Raw genomic sequence first — 20,121 nt, 5'->3', positions numbered from 1 at the left:
ACGCGACCGGAGCGAAGACGGGCCGTTGCCCGCGTCACACACCCGTCAAGGACACGTCAAGGTCATCGGGTTCGGCGCGAAGAACGCGCAAGGAGCCGCGGGGGCCGGCCGGAACGGGACAGAACCTTGGTGCACCGCGCGCGGTCCTCGGCGCGCGGCCGTTCGTCCCGTACTAAGGAGCAGCCGCTCATGTCCCAACTCACCGTCGAACCGGGCGCCGTCCCCTCCGGCGAGGAGCCGCCCGATACCGGCGAGCGGCACCGTCTGACCGCCGTCACCGGCCTCGCCGCCCTGTCCCTGGACGCGATGGCCTCGGTGGCGTACGGCCCCGAGGCCATCGTGCTCGTCCTGGCGGCGGCGGGCGCCCACGGCCTGGGCTTCACGCTCCCCGTCACCCTGGCGATCGCCGCCCTGCTCGCGGTGCTGGTCGCCTCCTACCGCCAGGTGATCGCGGCCTTCCCGGACGGCGGCGGCTCCTACGCGGTCGCCAGGACCCACCTGGGTGCGCGGACCAGTCTGGTGGCGGCCGCCTCCCTGGTCCTGGACTACGTCCTCAATGTCGCCGTCGCCGTCACGGCCGGCGTGGCCGCGCTGACCTCCGCCTTCCCGGCCCTGTACGACGACCGCCTGTGGCTGTGCCTGGCGGTCCTCGTCCTGATCACGGCGGTCAACCTGCGCGGCATAGTCGAGTCGGCCAGGGCATTCATCGTGCCGACCGTCGTCTTCGTCGGCTCCATCTTCGTGCTGATCGTCGTGGGCCTGTTCCGGTCCGCGCCGGCGAGCACCGCCACCGCGGCCGGACACGCCTCGGTCGTCGCGGACAACGCCACCACCGTCGGCGCGCTGCTCCTGCTGAAGGCCTTCGCCTCCGGATGCAGCGCCCTGACCGGGGTCGAGGCCATCGCCAACGCCGTCCCCTCCTTCCGGGTGCCGCGGGCCAGGCGCGCCCAGCGCGCGGAGGTCGCCCTCGGCGCCGTGCTCGGCGCGATGCTCGTCGGCCTGTCGGTGCTGATCTCCCGCTTCCACCTCCAGCCGGTCGCGGGCGTCACCGTCCTCGCCCAGCTCGCGGACGCCTCGCTCGGCCACAACTGGGCCTTCTACGTGATCCAGTTCGCCACCATGATCCTGCTGGCGCTGTCCGCGAACACCTCCTTCGGCGGCCTCCCGGTCCTGCTGAAGCTGCTCGCCCGGGACAACTCCGCGCCGCACGTCTTCGCCCTGAAGGCCGACCGCCAGGTCCACCGGCACGGTGTGCTGGCCCTTGCCGCGGTCTCCGCCGCGCTGCTCGTCTTCTCCGGCGGCGACACCAACACCCTCGTGCCGCTCTTCGCCATCGGCGTGTTCGTCGGCTTCACCATCGCCCAGGTCGGCATGGTCCGGCACTGGCGCCTGGAACGTACCTCCGGTTGGCGCGGAAAGGCGCTGCTCAACGGCTTCGGCGCCGTTCTGACCGGCGTTTCGACCGTCGTCGTCACGGCGAGCAAGTTCACCGCGGGCGCCTGGCTGATCGTGGTCGCGCTGCCGCTGCTGGTGGCGGCCTTCGTCGCCGTCCACCGGGCCTACGCACGCATCGGACAGCGCCTGGGCCTGGGCAGGATCCCCGACGTCCCGCACCGCGAGCGCTCGGTCGTGATCGTGCCCGTCTCGTCCCTGTCCCGCCTCACCTCCGAGGCCCTGAGCGCAGCCAGCTCCCTGGGCGACGAGGTCCGCGCCGTCACCGTCTGCCACCCCGACCCTGAAGACCGGGCCCAGCTGCACGCACTGGAGCGCGCCTGGGCCGAGTGGAACCCCGGCGTGCCGCTGGTCCGGCTGGCGTGCGAGCGCCGCAGCCTGGGGCGCCCCATCGCCGCGTACGTCCGTGAGGTCGCGGCGACGGAGCCGGCCACCCAGGTCACGGTGCTGATCCCGGAGACCGAGCCGGAGCGGCTGTGGCAGCGGCTGCTGCAGAACCAGCGGGGTGCCGTCGTCGCCCACGCGGTGCGGCGGGAGACCGACGCGGAGATCTGCCGACTCCGGTTCCGGCTGTTCTGAGGCGCCGGTCACGGTCTCCGTATGGGTCCCGTCAAAGCCGTATCGGCCGCCGTAAGGGACCCGTCAACGGCGCTCGAATCCAGCCGGTCAGGCGGTTTCCTCTAAGCGTCCGGACTTCCCCGTCCTCATCCGCACCTCATCCCAGGAGTTCACGATGGCCGATCTGGCCTTCGTCGTCACCACGCTCGCGGTCTTCGCGCTGGTGGCCCTCGTCGCCAAGGGGGTGACGAAGCTGTGACCGCCGAGAACATCGTCGGCCTCGTCGTGGCCGTCGCCCTGCTGGGCTATCTCGTCCTCGCCCTGATCTTCCCGGAGAGGTTCTGACCGTGACATCAGCTGCTACCGCAGCGGGCGACATGGGTCCCGTACTCGCAGGCGTGCTCCAGCTGCTCGCCCTCATAGGCGCCCTGGCGCTCTGCTACATCCCCCTCGGCAACTACATGGCCAAGGTCTACACCTCCGACAAGCACTGGCGCGTCGAGAAGTGGATCTACAAGGGCATCGGTGCCAACCCCGACACCGAGATGCGCTGGCCCGCCTATCTGCGCGGCGTCCTCGCCTTCTCCGCCGTCGGCGTCCTCTTCCTCTACCTGCTGCAGCGGATCCAGGGCTCTCTGCCCGGCTCGCTCGGCTTCAAGGCCATCGACCCGGACCAGGCGTTCAACACCGCCGCGTCCTTCGTGACCAACACGAACTGGCAGTCCTACTACGGCGAGCAGGCCATGGGCCACGTCGTGCAGACCGCCGGTCTGGCCGTCCAGAACTTCGTCTCCGCGGCTGTCGGCATCGCCGTCGCGGTGGCGCTGGTGCGCGGCTTCGCGCGCTCGCGCACCGGTGAGCTCGGCAACTTCTGGTCGGACCTGGTGCGCGGCACGATCCGCATCCTGGTGCCGGGCGCCGTGATCGCCGCGGTCGTCCTGGTCGCCTGCGGCGCGATCCAGAACTTCTCCGGCATCCACGAGGTCGGTCAGTTCTTCAATGGGCACAGCATGGGCGGCTCGCAGCAGTGGAACGGCGGCGCGGTCGCCTCTCAGGAGGCCATCAAGGAGCTGGGCACCAACGGCGGCGGTTACTTCAACGCCAACAGTGCCCACCCGTTCGAGAACCCCACCCCGTTCACGAACCTCTTCGAGATCTTCCTGCTGTTGGTGATCCCGTTCGCGCTGACCCGCACCTTCGGCATCCTGGTCGGCTCGGTCAAGCAGGGCTACGCGATCCTCGCGACCATGGCCACGATCTGGCTCGGCTTCACGGCCCTGATGATGTGGACCGAGTTCGCCCACCACGGCCCGGCGTTCCAGATCGCCGGCGGCGCGATGGAGGGCAAGGAGACCCGCTTCGGGGTCGGCGGCTCGTCGATCTTCGCGGTGGCGACCACGCTCACCTCGACCGGCGCGGTGGACTCCTTCCACTCCTCGTTCACCGGGCTCGGCGGCGGCATCACCATGCTCAGCATGATGCTGGGCGAGATCGCGCCCGGTGGTACCGGCTCCGGTCTCTACGGCATCCTGATCATGGCGATCATCGCGGTGTTCATCGCCGGTCTGATGGTCGGCCGTACGCCGGAGTACCTGGGCAAGAAGATCGGTACCCGTGAGATCAAGCTGGCGGCCTGCTACATCCTGATCACGCCGGCGCTGGTGCTCATCTTCACCGCGTTCGCGATGGCCCTGCCGACGCCGGCGAACTCGATGACCAACAGCGGGGCGCACGGGTTCGGCGAGATCCTGTACGCCTACACGTCCGCCGCCAACAACAACGGCTCGGCCTTCGCCGGCCTGAACGCGGACACCCAGTGGTTCAACAGCACCCTGGGCCTGGCCATGCTGCTCGGCCGCTTCCTGCCGATGGTGTTCGTGCTGGCGCTGGCCGGCTCGCTCGCCGAGCAGAAGCCGGTCCCGGTCACCGCGGGCACCCTGCGCACCGAGAAGCCGCTGTTCACCGGTCTGCTGGTGGGCGCGATCCTGATCATCACCGGTCTGACCTACTTCCCGGCCCTCGCGCTGGGTCCGCTGGCCGAGGGGCTGGCGTCATGACCACTCGCACAGAGAAGCAAGAGGACTCGATGTCCACAGCCACCCCGACCCGGGCGCCGCACAGCGACGTGCCCACCGGTCACAAGCCCGCCGAGGGACGTGTCGGCGCGGGCCTCTTCGACCCCAAGCAGCTGCTCAAGTCGCTGCCGGACGCCGTCCGCAAGCTCGACCCGCGGGTGATGATCAAGTCCCCCGTGATGTTCGTGGTGTGGATCGGGTCGGTGCTGACCACGGTCTTCTCCTTCAAGGACCCGGGCGACTGGTTCGGCTGGGCGATCAGTGCCTGGCTGTGGCTGACCGTGATCTTCGCCAACCTGGCGGAGGCCGTCGCCGAGGGCCGCGGCAAGGCGCAGGCCGACACCCTGCGCAAGGCCAAGACGGACACGGTGGCCCGGCGTCTGGTCGGCGACCGCGAGGAGCAGGTGCCCGGCACCGACCTGAAGATCGGTGACCTGGTCGTCTGCGAGGCGGGCGACATCATCCCCGGCGACGGTGACGTCATCGAGGGTGTCGCCTCGGTCGACGAGTCGGCGATCACCGGCGAGTCGGCCCCGGTCATCCGCGAGTCCGGCGGCGACCGCTCGGCCGTCACCGGCGGTACGAAGGTCCTCTCCGACCGCATCGTCATCAAGATCACGACGAAGCCGGGCGAGACGTTCATCGACCGGATGATCAACCTCGTCGAGGGCGCGGCCCGGCAGAAGACGCCGAACGAGATCGCGCTGAACATCCTGCTCGCGTCGCTGACGATCGTCTTCCTGCTGGCCTGCGCCACGCTGCCGCCGTTCGCCGACTACGCGGGCACCCACCTGACGATGGTCGTGCTGGTGGCCCTGCTGGTCTGTCTGATCCCGACCACGATCGGCGCGCTGCTCTCGGCGATCGGTATCGCGGGCATGGACCGTCTGGTCCAGCGCAACGTCCTGGCGATGTCCGGCCGCGCGGTCGAGGCCGCCGGTGACGTCTCCACGCTGCTGCTCGACAAGACCGGCACCATCACCCTCGGCAACCGTCAGGCCGCCGAGTTCGTGCCGGTGCGCGGCACGACGGAGGCCGAGGTCGCCGACGCCGCCCAGCTCTCCTCGCTCGCCGACGAGACGCCCGAGGGCCGCTCCATCGTCGTCCTGGCGAAGGAGAAGTACGGCCTGCGCGAGCGCCACCAGGGCGAGCTGGCGCACGCCGAGTGGATCGCCTTCACCGCCCAGACCCGTATGTCGGGTGTGGACGTGGACGGCAGGAAGATCCGCAAGGGTGCGGCCGGTTCGGTCATCGCCTGGGTCAAGGAGCAGGGCGGGGCCGTCGCCGACGACGCGGACGCGATCGCCGACCGGATCTCCGAGTCCGGCGGTACCCCGCTGCTCGTCGCGATCCACGACGAGGAGGGCGCCCGGATCCTGGGCGTCATCCACCTCAAGGACGTCGTCAAGGAGGGCATGCGGGAGCGGTTCGACGAGCTGCGCCGCATGGGCATCAAGACCGTCATGATCACGGGTGACAACCCGCTGACCGCCAAGGCGATCGCCGAGGAGGCGGGCGTCGACGACTTCCTCGCGGAGGCCACTCCCGAGGACAAGATGGCCCTCATCAAGCGGGAGCAGGCAGGCGGCAAGCTCGTCGCGATGACCGGTGACGGCACCAACGACGCGCCCGCGCTCGCGCAGGCGGACGTCGGTGTGGCGATGAACACGGGTACGTCGGCCGCCAAGGAGGCCGGCAACATGGTCGACCTCGACTCCAACCCGACCAAGCTCATCGAGATCGTCGAGATCGGCAAGCAGCTCCTGATCACGCGCGGCGCGCTGACCACGTTCTCCATCGCCAACGACGTCGCGAAGTACTTCGCGATCATCCCGGCGCTGTTCGCGGCGGTCTACCCGGGCCTGGACAAGCTCAACATCATGGGGCTGTCCTCGCCGGACTCGGCGATCCTGTCCGCCGTCATCTTCAACGCGCTGATCATCATCGCGCTGGTGCCGCTGTCCCTGAAGGGCGTGCAGTACCGGCCGGTGAGCGCCGACAGGATGCTCCGCCGCAACCTCACGATCTACGGCATCGGCGGACTGATCGCCCCCTTCATCGGAATCAAGATCATCGACATGATCATCTCCATCGTCCCCGGGATCGGCTGAACGCCATGAACAACTCCGCTATCAACACGGCCCGGTTGCTCTGGGCGGGCCTGCGTGCCCTGCTCGTGCTCACCCTGGTGACCGGCGTCGTCTACCCGCTGGTCGTCACCGGCATCGCCCAGGGGCTGTTCAACGACAAGGCGAACGGCTCCGAGATCAAGGCGGACGGCAAGGTCGTCGGCTCCTCGCTCATCGGCCAGGCCTACAACCTGCCGCTGAAGAAGGGCCAGGAGACCCCGGAGCCCGACCTGAAGTGGTTCCAGGGCCGCCCGCAGAACGGCCTCGGCACGAACTCCGTCAACACCCAGTACAAGCTGATCCTGTCCGGCGCCACCAACCGTTCCGGTGACAACGCCGACCTGATCGAGTGGGTCAAGGACGCCAAGGCCGCGGTGATCAAGGACAACTCGGTGGCCGGCTACACGGTCAAGCCCTCGGACGTCCCCGCCGACGCGGTGACCTCCTCCGGCTCCGGCCTGGACCCGGACATCTCCCCGCGGTACGCGCAGATCCAGGTCCACCGGATCGCCGACAAGAACGGCCTGCCCGTGGCCGAGGTGGACAAGCTCGTGAAGGACCACACCGAGGGCCGCACCCTCGGCTTCATGGGCGAGCCCCGCGTGAACGTCCTCGAACTCAACATCGCGCTCAAGGAACTGATCAAGGGCAACTGATGACCCGGGTGCTGGTCGTGGAAGACGACCCACAGCTCGTACGGGCACTCGTGATCAACATGCAGGCACGCCAGTACGGAGTGGACGCGGCGCCCGACGGCGCCACGGCCCTCCGGCTGGCGGCCGCGCTTCAGCCGGACGTGGTGATGCTCGAGCTCGGGCTCCCCGACATGGACGGGGTCGACGTCATCAAGGCACTACGCGGCTGGACCCGCGTACCGATCCTGGTGCTGTCGGCGCGTCAGGCGTCCGACGAGAAGGTCGCTGCGCTCGACGCGGGCGCGGACGACTACATCACCAAGCCGTTCAGCATGGACGAACTCCTGGCCCGGCTGCGGGCCGCCGTGCGCCGGACCGAGGACGCGCCCGTCGCCCCCGGCACGACGCTGGGGAGACGGCCGACTTCACGATCGACCTGCTCGCCAAGAAGGCCGTGCGGGGCGGACGCGACATCCGTCTCACCCCCACCGAGTGGCATCTGCTGGAGATCCTGGTCACCAACCCGGGCCGGCTCATCACCCAGAAACACCTGCTGCGCGAGGTCTGGGGCGTGTCGCAGAGCAACAAGACCAACTACCTGCGGGTCTACATGGCCCAACTCCGCCGCAAACTGGAGGCGGACCCCGCACACCCCAGGTATCTGATCACCGAGCCCGGCATGGGCTACCGCTTCGAAGGATGACATGGCACGCGGCAGACTCCGGATCTACCTCGGTGCGGCGCCCGGCGTCGGCAAGACCTACGCGATGCTGTCCGAGGCGCACCGCCGAGTGGAGCGGGGCACCGACTGCGTGGTGGCCTTCGTGGAGCACCACAACCGGCCACGGACCGAAGTGATGCTCCACGGGCTGGAGATGATCCCGCGCAAGGAACTGGAATACCGCGACGCCGTCTTCACCGAGATGGACATCGACGCCGTCCTCGCGCGCCGCCCGCAGGTCGCCCTCGTCGACGAGCTGCCGCACACGAACATCCCCGGTTCCCGCAACGCCAAGCGCTGGCAGGACGTGGAGGAGCTGCTGGCGGCCGGGATCGACGTGATCTCGACCGTCAACATCCAGCACCTGGAGTCGCTGGGTGACGTCGTCGAGTCGATCACCGGGGTGCGCCAGCAGGAGACCGTCCCGGACGAGGTCGTACGCCGTGCGGACCAGATAGAGCTGGTCGACATGTCGCCACAGGCGCTGCGCCGCCGCATGGCCCACGGCAACATCTACAAGCCCGACAAGGTCGACGCGGCCCTGTCCAACTACTTCCGGCCCGGCAACCTCACCGCCCTGCGCGAGCTGGCGCTGCTGTGGGTGGCCGACCGCGTCGACGAGTACCTCAACGAGTACCGCAGTGAGCACCGCGTCTCGGCGATCTGGGGTTCGCGCGAGCGGATCGTGGTGGGCCTGACGGGTGGCCCGGAGGGCCGGACGCTGATACGGCGGGCCGCCCGCCTCGCCGAGAAGGGCGCCGGCGGCGAGGTGCTCGCCGTCTACATAGCCCGCAGCGACGGCCTGACCTCCGCCTCCCCGAAGGAACTCGCTGTCCAGCGCACCCTCGTCGAGGACCTGGGCGGCACCTATCACCACGTCGTCGGCGACGACATACCCGCCGCCCTCCTCGACTTCGCGCGCGGCGTCAACGCCACCCAGATCGTCCTCGGTGTCTCCCGCCGCAAGACCTGGCAGTACGCCTTCGGGCCCGGCGTCGGCGCCACCGTCGCCCGCGAATCCGGCCCCGACCTCGACGTCCACCTGATCACGCACGACGAGGCGGGCAAGGGGCGGGGCCTGCCCGTGGCGCGCGGCGCGCGGCTCGGCCGGTCGCGGATCATCGGCGGCTGGCTCGCCGGCGTGCTCGGCCCGGTCCTGCTCACGCTGCTGCTCACCGGCGCGGCGCCCGAAGTGGGCCTGGCCAACGACATGTTGCTGTATCTGTCGCTGACGGTGGCGGCCGCCCTGGTCGGTGGCCTCCTCCCGGCGCTCACCTCGGCGGTCGTGGGCTCGCTGCTGCTCAACTGGTACTTCACCCCGCCCGTCCACACGCTCACGATCGCCGACCCCAAGAACATCGTCGCCATAGCGATCTTCGTCGGGGTCGCGGTGTCCGTGGCCTCCGTGGTGGACCTCGCGGCCAGGCGCACCCACCAGGCCGCCCGGCTGCGCGCCGAGTCGGAGATCCTGTCGTTCCTCGCCGGCAGTGTGCTGCGCGGCGAGACCAGCCTGGAGGAACTCCTGGAGCGGGTCCGGGAGACGTTCGGGATGGAGTCCGTCGCCCTCCTGGAGCGGGACGGCGACGTGGCGCCGTGGACCTGCGCGGGCAGCGTCGGGCCCCGGCCGTGCCGGACGCCCGAGGACGCGGACGTCGACATGCCGGTGGGCGACCACCTGGCGCTCGCGCTGTCGGGACGGGTGCTGCCCGCCTCCGACCGGCGGGTGCTGGCGGCCTTCGCCGCGCAGGCGGCGGTCGTGCTGGACCGGCAGCGGTTGCGGCAGGAGGCGGACCAGGCCAAGGAGCTCGCCGAGGGCAACCGCATCCGCACGGCGCTGCTCGCCGCCGTCAGCCATGACCTGCGTACGCCCCTGGCGGGCATCAAGGCCTCGGTGTCGTCGCTGCGTTCGGACGACGTCGAGTGGTCGGAGGAGGACCGGGCCGCACTGCTGGAGGCGATCGAGGCGGGCGCCGACCGGCTGGACCACCTGGTCGGGAACCTGCTCGACATGTCCCGGCTGCAGACCGGCACCGTCACGCCGATCGTCCGCGAGGCCGACCTCGACGAGGTGGTGCCGATGGCGCTGGGCGGGGTGCCCGAGGACAGCGTCGAGCTCGACATCCCCGAGACCCTGCCCATGGTCCACGTGGACAAGGGGCTGTTGGAGCGGGTCGTCGCCAACATCGTCGAGAACGCGGTCAAGTACAGCCCCGCGGACACGCCCGTGCTGGTGCGGGCGAGTTCCATCGCCGAGCGGGTGGAGGTCCGGGTGATCGACCGCGGGCCGGGCGTCCCCGACGAGGCCAAGGACCGCATCTTCGAGCCCTTCCAGCGCTACGGCGACTCCCCGCGCGGCGCCGGCGTCGGCCTCGGCCTCGCGGTGGCCCGTGGGTTCGCCGAGGCGATGGGCGGCACGCTGAACGCCGAGGACACCCCGGGCGGCGGCCTCACCATGGTGCTGAGCCTCAACCTGGCACCGGGCCGCCGACCGGAACGCCCGGACCTGTCGGCCGCGGTGACGTCCTGACACTGCCGCGGGCTTCGGGGGCGTACGGAGTACGGACGCGAGCGAGGCCTTCGGCATCGTACGGACGCGAGTGAAGTCGCCGGCATCGTACGGACGCGAGTGAAGCCTTCGGCGTCGTACGGACGCGAAAGCCGGCGCCGTACGGACATGCGCCGGCCTGCCTCCGTCCCGGACGTGCGCTAGGCCCGCCCCGCCCGGTCTCACACGCCGGGCGGTACCGGCTCCTCCCTCAGCAGCTGCCGGGGGTCCAAGCGCATGCGCCACGCGTTGCGCCGGTGCACCGCGGCCAGTTGGGTCTCCAGCGGTGACGGGGGAACCGCGAGGACCGGGCAGGCGGCGTGGGTGAGGCAGTAGCGGGAGACCCAGCCGGAGAACGCGCGCGGGCGGTGGCCGCGCCGGCCCGCGCCGACGACCAGGATGTCGTGCTCGCGGGACGCGGTCTCCACCAGCGCCGGGCCGGGGACGCCGCGCACGACGAGCGCGCGCATCGGCAGCCCCGGGCCGTCGTCGCCGAAGACCTCGTCCAGGACCGAGACCAGCCGCTGCCCCGCGAGGCGCTGCCACTCGTCCACCATCAGGCACGCGGCCGGCGAGCGACGGGCCGCGAGCTCTCCGCCGGGCGGCTCCCAGGCCAGCACCGGCCAGAGCTCGGCCCCCCTGGTCCTGGCCTCCGCCGCGGCCCGGCGCAGGGCCGTGACGCTGCCGAGGGATCCGCTCACGCCGACCACGACACGAGCGGTCGCCGAGGCGTCGTCACCGGACATCACTCCACCGTTCGTCGCGCGTGCCCCCGAGGTCCGTCGAGGGCGGCACCAGATGTGGGACCGCTTCCATCACACTCCCGGCCGGACCCCACGACCAGCCCCGCGACCACTTTTTGGCACGCCTCTGACGGCCCGCGCCGGTGCTCGCGGCCCGGCCGTCAGCATCCCGTCAGCGTCGACCCGATCGCCGTCAGCATCGCGTCATGAGGCGTCGGAAACCCCGGGGGCCCGGGCATAGCGTCGAGGACGAGTCCCGGTCCGCCTCCCCGCGTCCGGGGCCTCAGATCCAGTTCACGTATCACCCGGATCCTCCAGGAGGCATCCCATGGCAGAACTCTTGTGCGGTGAAGACCCGGAGCCTTCCGATCGCTCCCCGGCCGGGCCACTGTTCGTCCCCGTCCGGCCGGGACCAGCGGGATGTGCGGCCCGACTCTTCCGCACCCCGCTCGGCGAACGCACCGCCGTCGGTTTCACCTCCGCCCGCAGGCTCGCCGAGACCCTCGGCCCCGACCAGGCGTGGATCCGGCTCGCCGAGCCCGCGCTGCGCGCGCTGACCGCACCGCTCGGCGTCACCCGCGTCACGGTCGACCCTCCGTTCTCGGCGCCGGCCCCCGCGCCGGTCACGCCCGTCCCGTCCGTCACGCCCGCCGTGGCCCTGCGGATCGCATGAGAGAGGGAAGCCCGCGATGACGACCCTGCACGAACCCACCGTCACCACCACCCCGGACGAGCTGTCGGTGTGGCCCGCGTCCACCACCGAACTCCGTCCGGGCGACCTGGCCGTGGGCGGCGTACCGCTCGCCGAGGTCGCGGAGCGCTTCGGCACCCCCGTCTACGTCCTCGACGAGGCCGAGGTCCGCGAACGCTGCCGCACCTACCGGCACGTCTTCCCCGACGCCGAAGTCCTCTACGCGGCCAAGGCGTTCCTGTGCCGGGCCATGGTCCACTGGGTGGAGGAGGAAGGCCTCGGCCTCGACGTCTGCTCGGCCGGCGAGCTGGAACTCGCGGTCACCACCGGGTTCCCGCCCGAGAAGATCGTGCTGCACGGGAACGCCAAGTCCCCGCGCGACCTGGAGACCGCCCTGCGCCTGGGCGTGGGCCGCATCGTGATCGACAGCCCGTCCGAGATCGCCCGGCTGGCCGCCGCCGTCGGCCCCGACGGCCACCAGAAGGTCATGGTCCGCGTGGTGCCCGGCATCAGCGCCGGCGGCCACGACAAGATCCGCACCGGCACCGAGGACCAGAAGTTCGGCCTGTCCATCCGCGACGGCTACGCCCAGCACGCCATCGCCCGGATCCTGGACCAGCCGCAGCTCGAACTCACCGGCCTGCACTGCCACCTGGGCTCGCAGATCACCAGCGTCAAGCCGTACCTCGCCGCCGTGCGCCGCGTGGTCGGCCTGATGGCCCGCCTGCACGAGCAGCACGGACTGGTGCTGCCCGAACTCGACCTGGGCGGCGGCCACGGCATCGCCTACCGCCCCGGCGAGGAGGCGCTCGACCTCACCGCCCTGGCCCGCAAGGTCCGCACGGAGCTGACCGAGGCGTGCGGAGCGGCCGGGATTCCCGTGCCCCGCCTGGTCGTCGAGCCGGGCCGGGCCATCGCGGGACCGGCCGGCATCGCCCTGTACCACGTGCTCGCCGTCAAGCGCACGGGCGACCACATCTTCGTGGCCGTCGACGGCGGCATGAGCGACAACCCGCGGCCCGCGCTGTACGGCGTCCGCTACGCGCCCCGTCTGATCGGCAGGGCCAGTGCGGAGCCGATGGCCCCGGTGACCGTGGTGGGCCGGCACTGCGAGGCGGGCGACGTCCTCGCCGCCGACGTCGAGCTCCCCGCCGACGTACGCCCCGGCGACCTGCTCGCCGTCCCCGTGGCCGGTGCCTACCACCTGTCCATGGCCTCCGGCTACAACCTGGTCGGCCGCCCGCCGGTGGCCGCCGTGCGCGCGGGCCACGCCCGCCTCCTGGTGCGCCGCGAGTCGCTGGACGACATCCGCAGCCGGGACGTGGGTCTGTAGCCCGTCCCCTCTTTTCTGCCGGCCGCCCCTGGGCCCGCCGGCGGAGGGGCTGCTGCAGAGACTCCCGGGCGGGCCGGCTCATCTCCCTCACTCACGCGGGGCCGGCCCGCCCGGGCCACCAACGGACGCGCAGGGCCGCGCCGGGGCGGACAGACTGGTGCAGATCGTCCGATCCGTTCGACCGACCCTGGTGAGGTCCCGATGGCTTATGGCCTGGCGCATCGTGAGCTGCGACCCAGAGTTCCGCTGCGCCCCGGTGAGGGGGAGAAACACCATCTCACCAGCCTGGAGGGCCTGGCCGCCCTCTCCTTGGACGCGCTCAGTTCGGTCGCGTACGGTCCCGAGGCGATCGTGCTGGTGCTGGTGGTCGCGGGCACCGGAGCGCTGACGGCGACCCTGCCGATCACCCTGGCGATCGTCTTCCTGCTCGCGGCGCTCGTCGTGTCGTACACCCAAGTGATCGCCGTACACCCGGACGGCGGCGGCGCCTACGCCGTGGCCAAGAAGGACCTCGGCCCGACCGCCAGCCTGCTCGCCGCGGCCAGTCTGGTCGTCGACTACGTCCTCACCGTGGCCGTCAGTCTCACCGCCGGGGCCGACGCCCTCGTCTCCGCGTTTCCCTCCCTCGCCGGGGACAAGCTCTGGGTCTGTCTGATCGGCCTGGTCCTGCTGGCGGCCGTGAACCTGCGGGGCATCACCGACAGCGCCCGGGTGCTCATGCTGCCCACCGCGCTGTTCATCGTGGCCATCCTCGGCATCGTCGTCCTCGGACTCCTGCGCGGGCACCCGGTGGCGGTCGTCGGCACCGCGGAGTCCTTCCCGGCGCAGGAGTCGCTCGGCCTGCTGCTGATCCTCAAGGCGTTCTCGTCCGGCTGTTCCGCCCTGACCGGCGTCGAGGCCATCGCCAACGCCGTGCCCACCTTCCGCACCCCGCGCGTCAAGCGGGCCCAGCGCACCGAACTCATGCTCGGCGCGCTGCTGGGCCTGATGCTGATCGGCATCGCCGTACTGATCCGCCGCGACCACGTGGCCCCGCGCGGAAACGTCACGGTGCTCGCCCAGCTGACGGCGGGCGCCTACGGCGACGGCTGGGCCTACTACGCCACCAACATCATCGTCACCCTGGTCCTGCTCCTCGCCGCCAACACCAGCTTCGGCGGACTGCCGGTCCTGATGAGCCTGCTCGCCCGCGACCACCGGCTGCCGCACCTGTTCGGGCTGCGCGCCGAGCGCCCCGTCTACCGGTACGGCGTGCTGGCCCTGGCCCTGCTCGCCACGCTGCTGCTCATCGCCACCGGCGCCGACACCCACCGGCTGATCCCGCTGTTCGCGATCGGCGTGTTCATCGGTTTCACCCTCAGCCAGGTCGGCCTCGTCCGGCACTGGGCCACCCAGCGGCCGGACGGCTGGGTGCACCGGGCCCTGATCAACGGCACCGGCGCGGTGCTGACCACCCTGGCCGGGCTCATCCTGCTCACCACCAAGTTCCTGGAGGGAGCCTGGGTGGTGGTGGTCGCCGTACCGCTGATGATGCTGATGTTCGCCCGCATCGAGCGCTACTACCGGGCCGTCGGCGCGGAGCTCGGCCTGGGCCGGATCCCGGAACCGCCCGACCGGCGCGCCGGCAGCCTGGTGATCGTCCCGCTCGGCGAGGTCAGCAAACTCGCCCGGCACGCCATCACCGCCGCCCTCGCGCTGGGCGACGAGGTGGTCGCGGTCGCGGTGCACGCGGACCCGGCCAAGACCCGTGCGCTGGAGGAGGACTGGGACCGCTGGAACCCCGGGGTACGCCTCGTCGTCATCGACAGCCCGCACCGCTCCCTGGTCCAGCCGATCGTCGACTACGTGCAGCGGGTCGCCCGGGACGGACGCCAGGTCGCCGTACTCATTCCCGAGGTGGAACCGCGGCACCGCCGCTACGAGATCCTCCAGAACCAGCGCGGCCTGCTCCTCGCGACCGTGCTGCGGGCCCGCACGGACGTGGTGGTCTGCATGCTGCCGTACCGGCTCCACGTCTGAGGCGACTCGACCGACTACGGGGAGTAGCCGCCCTCACTCGTGCGTCGGGGCCGGAGCGCACCGTGTGCGTGCGAGCCGGCCCCTTGGATCGCCGGGCGGAGCGGCGGAGCCGCCCGGGGGTGGTGCTCAGGCGGCGGTCATCACCCGGGCGGCGCCCACCGGGCGGTGCGGGGCGATGATCTGGCCGTCCGGCAGGAGCTCACCGGTGTCCTCGAAGAGCAGAACGCCGTTGCACAGCAGGCTCCATCCCTGCTCCGGGTGGTGCGCCATGAGTCGGGCGGACTCCCGGTCGGCGGATTCGGCTGTCGGGCACGGTGGCTGGTGCTGGCACATGGGTGGGATCTTTCGCTGTGTCGTGGTCATGGCCGTCCCCCGTTGTGATTCGTCGGTCGGAACCCAGTGTTGCTCTCCGGGCGTCAATCCGCAGGGATTTCGCGGCACCGCTTCTTCACAGATTGATGACGCGTCGGCCACGCGGATGGTTCATCCCAACTGGGCGGCCACTTCGGGTGGTTCGTGATGGCCGGATGGGGCTAGTCCGGCCGGTACCAGCCGTTTTTCGGCTCGTCGGAGCAGTGAATTGCTCGTACGAGCGGAATGCTTCCGGAAATACGAGGTACCCCGTCTCCGAAAAGGGAGACGGGGTACGAAAGGGTCGGATCAGGCGGGCGAGCCGAGCAGGGGCAGGGGTGTCGCGCGATGGGTCAGGACCGGGAGCAGTTCGGCGACCCGGAGCGGGCGGTGCGCCGCGATGCCGGGCGGTGCCGGGGCCAGCGGGACGAGCAGGTCGGTGGCCGCGGGATGTCCCTCGGAGCCGTCCGCCGCGCAGTCGCCGTGCAGCCACAGCGTCAGCATGTACAGGCCGGGCACGGACAGCAGGCGCGGCTGGTACGCCTGCGGCATCGCCTCGGCCTGGCGCAGGGCGCGTTCGGTCGAGGAGACGTAGGGGCCCTCGAAGAAGTGCGAGAACGCCCAGCCGTCGGGGGTGAGCATGGTCTCGGCCGCGGCCACCGCGCGGTCGCCGCAGCGGATCAGGAAACGCCAGCCGGCCAGCCGGGTGGCCGACACGCCCTTGGCGGTGATCCGGTCCAGCACATGGACGGGGAGCGGGAGTTCGGGAGTGGCGGGTCCCTGAGCGGCACGCAGGGAGGGAGTTCGGGCCTCGCGGACCGCGGTGGGGGAACCGAGGGCCGTGAGGACGGAGCGCAGGGCAGGCGCGGGGGCAGGGGGGACTTGCAGCGGCATGGTGGGTCGCCTCTCGTTCGACAGGCGCGGTGGCGCGAGGGAGGGGGCGGACGACGCTGTCAGCTCATGTGGTCAGGGAGGCGGGGGCCCGAGGCGGTGAACGAGGGTGCGGACGAGGCCTGCCGTACGTCACCTTGACGGCAGGAACCAGGACCATGGGCGCCAACCTTCTGCCTTGGTAGCGGAGTTTATACGACGCGTGTTCAGACGTTGTTTCCACTAGCCGTTTCCGGCGAACAAAACAAGGCGCTATTCGGCCGCTGATTCGCGGGAATCATCCCGATTTCCCGGCCGGCGGGACCGTGCTGACCTCGAAATACGCTCCGGTGGCGGTCGGCCGATTGTCGTCGGCGTTTTTCACGAGGCCATCGGGGCACCCGAAGTTGCGTGATGCCCCATGCCCCGTGAATGTGCCCCGGGACACATTCCAACAGAGTATCGGGCGACGGGTCGGCGCGGGACGTTATCGATCGCTTCGGCTGGGCATCATCCCACCTGACCCGGGACACCGGCGGCCGGATCTTCGGCCCGCCCATCCGAGGAGGGACACTTCGATGGGGGAGAAGGTCGTGGCGGGGCCGTTCGACCTGTCCGATCGCCAGCGCTACCGTGAGAAGCTCCGTATGTGCCTGACGGGGCTGGAGCGGTTGCTGGTCGAGAAGCGGTTCGACCGCCCGAAGAACCTCATGGGAGTCGAGATCGAATTGAATCTCGCGGGCTCCGACGGCATGCCGAGAATGCTGAACGGACAAGTACTGGAACGCATCGCGAGCCGCGATTTCCAAACAGAACTCGCCATGTTCAACCTGGAAGTGAACATCGCCCCACACCGGTTGGGCGGCCGGGTATTCGACCGGCTCGCCGAGGAACTGCGGACCTCGCTGGCCTACGCCGACCGCAAGGCGCAGGAGGTGGACGCCGGCATCGTGATGATCGGCATTCTGCCCACGCTGGAGCGGGACGACCTGGTCTCCGCCAACCTCTCCGAGGTGGACCGCTACACGCTGCTCAACGACCAGATCGTGGCGGCCCGGGGCGAGGACTTCGTCGTCGACATCGAGGGCGTGGAACACCTCACCTGCACATCGAAGTCCATCGTGCCGGAGGCCGCGTGCACCTCCCTGCAACTGCACCTCCAGGTCACCCCGGGCCGCTTCGCCGACGTGTGGAACGCGGCACAGGCGGCCTGCGCGGCGCAGATCGCCGTGGGCGCCAACTCGCCCTTCCTCTTCGGACATGAGCTGTGGCGCGAGTCCAGGCCGCCCCTGTTCCTGCAGTCCACCGACACGCGCCCGCCCGAGCTCCAGGCCCAGGGGGTGCGGCCGCGCACCTGGTTCGGCGAGCGCTGGATCTCCTCGGCGTACGAGCTGTTCGAGGAGAACCTGCGCTTCTTCCCGGCGCTGCTGCCGATCTGCGACGAGGAGAACCCGCTCGCGGTCCTCGACGCGGGCGGCGTGCCCAAGCTCGCCGAACTCGTCCTGCACAACGGCACGGTCTACCGCTGGAACCGGCCCGTGTACGGCATCGCGGACGGTGTCCCGCACCTGCGCGTGGAGAACCGGGTCCTGCCGGCCGGACCCACCATCGCCGACGTCATCGCCAACGCGGCGTTCTACTACGGCCTGGTCCGCGCCCTGGCCGAGGAGTCCCGGCCGGTGTGGACGCGCCTGCCCTTCGAGACGGCCGCCGCCAACTTCGACGCGGCCTGCCGGTACGGCATCGACGCCCGCTTCGTGTGGCCGCGGCGCGGACGCTACTCCGGTACCGCCGAGGTCGACGCGGTCTCGCTCGTACGCGACGAACTGCTGCCGCTTGCCGCGGCCGGACTGGACGCCTGGGGCGTGGAGTCCGCCGACCGCGACCTCTATCTGGGGATCATCGAGGAGCGCTGCCGCCGTCGCACCAACGGGGCGAGCTGGCAGGCGGCGACCTTCCACCGTGCCCTGGAACAGGGCATGAGCCGCCCGGCCGCCCTCGCGGCCACGACCCGCCGCTACCGCGAGCTGATGACCCTCGGCGAGCCGGTGCACACCTGGCCGGTGGGCCTGCCCGAACCGGTGCCACTGGGCTGAGCGCCGGTCACCGGGTCCGCCGTCGGCCTCGGACCGGGGTCGGTCACGCATGTCCCGCACCGATCGGGCAAGCTGTGACGACCCATGACCGTGGCGCACCTCCCTGTCCCGCGACAGCCTGTGGCGCACGATCCCCGTCACGTCCTACGGGATGCCGACGGGCGAAGATGTGCATGGGGCGGGACTACCCAAGGAGGCAGGTGTGCACGTGGAGGCGGACTCGGTGGCCGATTCACAGCCGCTGGAGCGGCCCTCGCGACGGATCTTCCGGGACGAGACGCTGCTCGTTCTGGGGCTCTCGCTCGGCGCGAGCGGAGTCTCCGCCCTGATCAGCTTCGTCGGATCGGTCACGAAACCGGGCGGCCTCAAGGACCAGGCGGCCACCCTCAACGCCTCGGCCGCGCCCGGCCGCCCCTGGCTGGACCTCGCCTGGCAGCTGTTCGGCATCGCCTCGGCGCTCGTGCCCGTCCTGCTCGTCGCGCACCTCCTGATGCGCGAGGGCCACAGCATGCGCACGCTCGGCTTCGACCGCACCCGGCCCTGGCCCGACCTCGGCCGCGGAGCCGCCATCGCGGCCGTGATCGGCAGCACCGGCATCGCCTTCTACCTGGCCGCACGCGGCCTCGGCTTCAACCTCACCGTGGTGCCCGAGGCCCTGCCCGACGTGTGGTGGAAGTACCCCGTGCTGATCCTGTCGGCGCTGCAGAACGCGATCCTCGAAGAGGTGATCGTGGTCGGCTATCTGCTGCGCCGACTGGGTCAGTTGGGCTGGACACCCGGCACCGCCCTGGTGGCGAGTGCGGTGCTGCGCGGCTCGTACCACCTCTACCAGGGCGTCGGCGGCTTCGTCGGCAACATGGTGATGGGCGTGGTGTTCGTCCTGCTGTACCGGCGCTGGGGCCGGGTGGGTCCCCTCGTGGTCGCGCACTCCCTGCTCGACATCGGGGCGTTCGTCGGCTACGCCCTGCTGGCCGGCAAGGTGGGCTGGCTGCCTACGGCGTGAGCAGCTCACCGTCGATCACGGTGACCGCGCGGCCGGTGAGCAGGGTGCGGTCGCCGCGCAGCCCCGTACGGACGAGACCGGAGCGGCGCGAGGCCTGCAGACCGGTGAGGTCGGCGCGGTCCAGACGCCCGGACCAGAACGGGGCCAGCGCGGTGTGGGCGCTGCCGGTGACCGGGTCCTCGTCGATGCCGACGTTGGGGAAGAAACAGCGGGAGACGAAGTCGTAGCCCCGGGACGGGTCCTCGGCGCGGGCGGTGGCGATGATGCCGCGCGCGGAGTGGACACCGAGCGCCTTGTGGTCGGGGGAGAGGCCGAGCACGGTCTTCTCGTCGGAGAGCTCCACGATCAGGTCGCCCACGTTCGGCCCGGTGTCGAAGGCGACGAGCGGCTCGGCGCCCAGCGCCTCGGAGATCCCGGCCGGGATCTCGACGGGGGTCAGCGGGGCGGTCGGGAAGTCCAGGGTGATCCAGCCGTCAGCGCCGGGCGTCGCGACGAGCACGCCGCTGCGGGTGGCGAACCGCACCGGGCCCTCGTGCGCGCCCGTGGTGTGCAGGACGTGGGCCGTGGCGAGCGTGGCGTGCCCGCACATGGCGACCTCGGTGGCGGGCGTGAACCAGCGCAGCGCCCAGTCCGCCTCGCCGCCCTCGGGCAGGCGGTGCGCGAACGCCGTCTCGGCGTGGTTGACCTCCAGCGCGACGCTCTGGAGCCAGTCGTCGTCCGGGAACGCGTCGAGGAGCAGGACCCCGGCCGGGTTGCCGGCGAAGGGGCGGTCGGTGAAGGCGTCGACGATACGAATCCGCATGCGCCGACGCTAGACGTCGTGCCGCCCGCCCGGCCAAGGCCAATTCCGGGTGACTGGCCCGATTCCTCCTACCGGCGGCCGATGCTCGCCGCGCGGGG

The 20,121-nt window shown here is 71.0% G+C and carries 15 protein-coding genes and 1 pseudogene; 12 read left to right on the top strand and 4 right to left on the bottom strand.

Translation table 11 applies throughout. The features are described 5' to 3' along the window. Positions 1–189: 189 nt before the first annotated feature. From IPZ69_RS07995 to IPZ69_RS07965, 7 genes and pseudogenes are all read left to right on the top strand, one after another. The gene (locus IPZ69_RS07995) at positions 190–2,031 is read left to right on the top strand and encodes an APC family permease (protein ID WP_235453297.1); all 1,842 of its coding nucleotides are present in this window, start codon (positions 190–192) and stop codon (positions 2,029–2,031) included. A gap of 234 nt (positions 2,032–2,265) precedes the next feature. After that, complete coding sequence (gene kdpF, locus IPZ69_RS07990; RefSeq protein WP_016434100.1) at positions 2,266–2,355, top strand: K(+)-transporting ATPase subunit F; 90 nt, start codon at positions 2,266–2,268, stop codon at positions 2,353–2,355. Between the two features lie 32 nt (positions 2,356–2,387). Then, entirely contained in the window at positions 2,388–4,067 is a 1,680-nt protein-coding gene (gene kdpA / locus IPZ69_RS07985; protein WP_235453318.1) for a potassium-transporting ATPase subunit KdpA, read from the top strand. Further along, the gene (gene kdpB, locus IPZ69_RS07980) at positions 4,064–6,196 is read left to right on the top strand and encodes a potassium-transporting ATPase subunit KdpB (protein WP_235453296.1); all 2,133 of its coding nucleotides are present in this window, start codon (positions 4,064–4,066) and stop codon (positions 6,194–6,196) included. The genes kdpA and kdpB overlap by 4 nt, the downstream gene beginning before the upstream one ends. A gap of 5 nt (positions 6,197–6,201) precedes the next feature. Beyond that, positions 6,202–6,870: a potassium-transporting ATPase subunit C gene (locus IPZ69_RS07975; RefSeq protein ID WP_235453295.1), complete on the top strand. Its 669-nt coding sequence runs from the start codon at positions 6,202–6,204 to the stop codon at positions 6,868–6,870. Then, positions 6,870–7,552, top strand: a pseudogene (locus tag IPZ69_RS07970) (response regulator). The gene IPZ69_RS07975 and the pseudogene IPZ69_RS07970 overlap by 1 nt, the downstream one beginning before the upstream one ends. Before the next feature lies 1 nt (position 7,553). Beyond that, positions 7,554–10,097 carry a sensor histidine kinase gene (locus IPZ69_RS07965; RefSeq protein ID WP_235453294.1) on the top strand — a complete coding sequence of 848 codons (2,544 nt, stop codon included), beginning with the start codon at positions 7,554–7,556 and terminating at the stop codon, positions 10,095–10,097. A 200-nt stretch (positions 10,098–10,297) separates the two neighbouring features. On the opposite strand, the gene IPZ69_RS07960 is transcribed toward IPZ69_RS07965, so the two are convergent. Beyond that, on the bottom strand, positions 10,298–10,861 hold the full coding sequence (locus tag IPZ69_RS07960; RefSeq protein ID WP_235453293.1) for a universal stress protein: 564 nt from the start codon (positions 10,859–10,861) through the stop codon (positions 10,298–10,300). Positions 10,862–11,186: 325 nt separating this feature from the next. On the opposite strand from IPZ69_RS07960, the gene IPZ69_RS07955 reads away from it, so the two are divergent. The 3 genes from IPZ69_RS07955 (at position 11,187) to IPZ69_RS07945 (ending at position 14,901) form a co-directional block, all read left to right on the top strand. After that, positions 11,187–11,531, top strand: a complete 345-nt coding sequence (locus IPZ69_RS07955; RefSeq protein ID WP_235453292.1) for an SAV_915 family protein — start codon at positions 11,187–11,189, stop codon at positions 11,529–11,531. A gap of 16 nt (positions 11,532–11,547) precedes the next feature. Then, entirely contained in the window at positions 11,548–12,882 is a 1,335-nt protein-coding gene (lysA, locus tag IPZ69_RS07950; RefSeq protein ID WP_235453291.1) for a diaminopimelate decarboxylase, read from the top strand. A 201-nt stretch (positions 12,883–13,083) separates the two neighbouring features. Then, the gene (locus tag IPZ69_RS07945) at positions 13,084–14,901 is read left to right on the top strand and encodes an APC family permease (RefSeq protein WP_235453290.1); all 1,818 of its coding nucleotides are present in this window, start codon (positions 13,084–13,086) and stop codon (positions 14,899–14,901) included. A 126-nt stretch (positions 14,902–15,027) separates the two neighbouring features. Here the strand turns inward: IPZ69_RS07945 and IPZ69_RS07940 are convergent, their stop codons facing one another. Both IPZ69_RS07940 and IPZ69_RS07935 read right to left on the bottom strand, forming a co-directional pair. Beyond that, positions 15,028–15,234 carry a DUF5999 family protein gene (locus tag IPZ69_RS07940; RefSeq protein WP_235453317.1) on the bottom strand — a complete coding sequence of 69 codons (207 nt, stop codon included), beginning with the start codon at positions 15,232–15,234 and terminating at the stop codon, positions 15,028–15,030. 327 nt (positions 15,235–15,561) lie between these two features. Next, complete coding sequence (locus IPZ69_RS07935) at positions 15,562–16,146, bottom strand: hypothetical protein (protein WP_235453289.1); 585 nt, start codon at positions 16,144–16,146, stop codon at positions 15,562–15,564. A 554-nt stretch (positions 16,147–16,700) separates the two neighbouring features. On the opposite strand from IPZ69_RS07935, the gene IPZ69_RS07930 reads away from it, so the two are divergent. Together IPZ69_RS07930 and IPZ69_RS07925 are read left to right on the top strand one after the other, a co-directional pair. Continuing rightward, positions 16,701–18,218: a glutamate--cysteine ligase gene (locus IPZ69_RS07930; RefSeq protein WP_235453288.1), complete on the top strand. Its 1,518-nt coding sequence runs from the start codon at positions 16,701–16,703 to the stop codon at positions 18,216–18,218. A 202-nt stretch (positions 18,219–18,420) separates the two neighbouring features. Further along, entirely contained in the window at positions 18,421–19,221 is an 801-nt protein-coding gene (locus IPZ69_RS07925) for a CPBP family intramembrane glutamic endopeptidase (RefSeq protein ID WP_235453287.1), read from the top strand. Here IPZ69_RS07925 and IPZ69_RS07920 read toward each other — a convergent pair. Continuing rightward, the gene (locus IPZ69_RS07920; protein WP_235453286.1) at positions 19,211–20,023 is read right to left on the bottom strand and encodes a PhzF family phenazine biosynthesis protein; all 813 of its coding nucleotides are present in this window, start codon (positions 20,021–20,023) and stop codon (positions 19,211–19,213) included. The genes IPZ69_RS07925 and IPZ69_RS07920 overlap by 11 nt on opposite strands. Positions 20,024–20,121: the final 98 nt, after the last annotated feature.

The sequence above is a fragment of the Streptomyces olivochromogenes genome (assembly GCF_021538895.1).
Lineage (GTDB): Bacteria > Actinomycetota > Actinomycetes > Streptomycetales > Streptomycetaceae > Streptomyces > Streptomyces olivochromogenes_A.
This window is presented reverse-complemented; position numbering and strand designations above follow the sequence as displayed.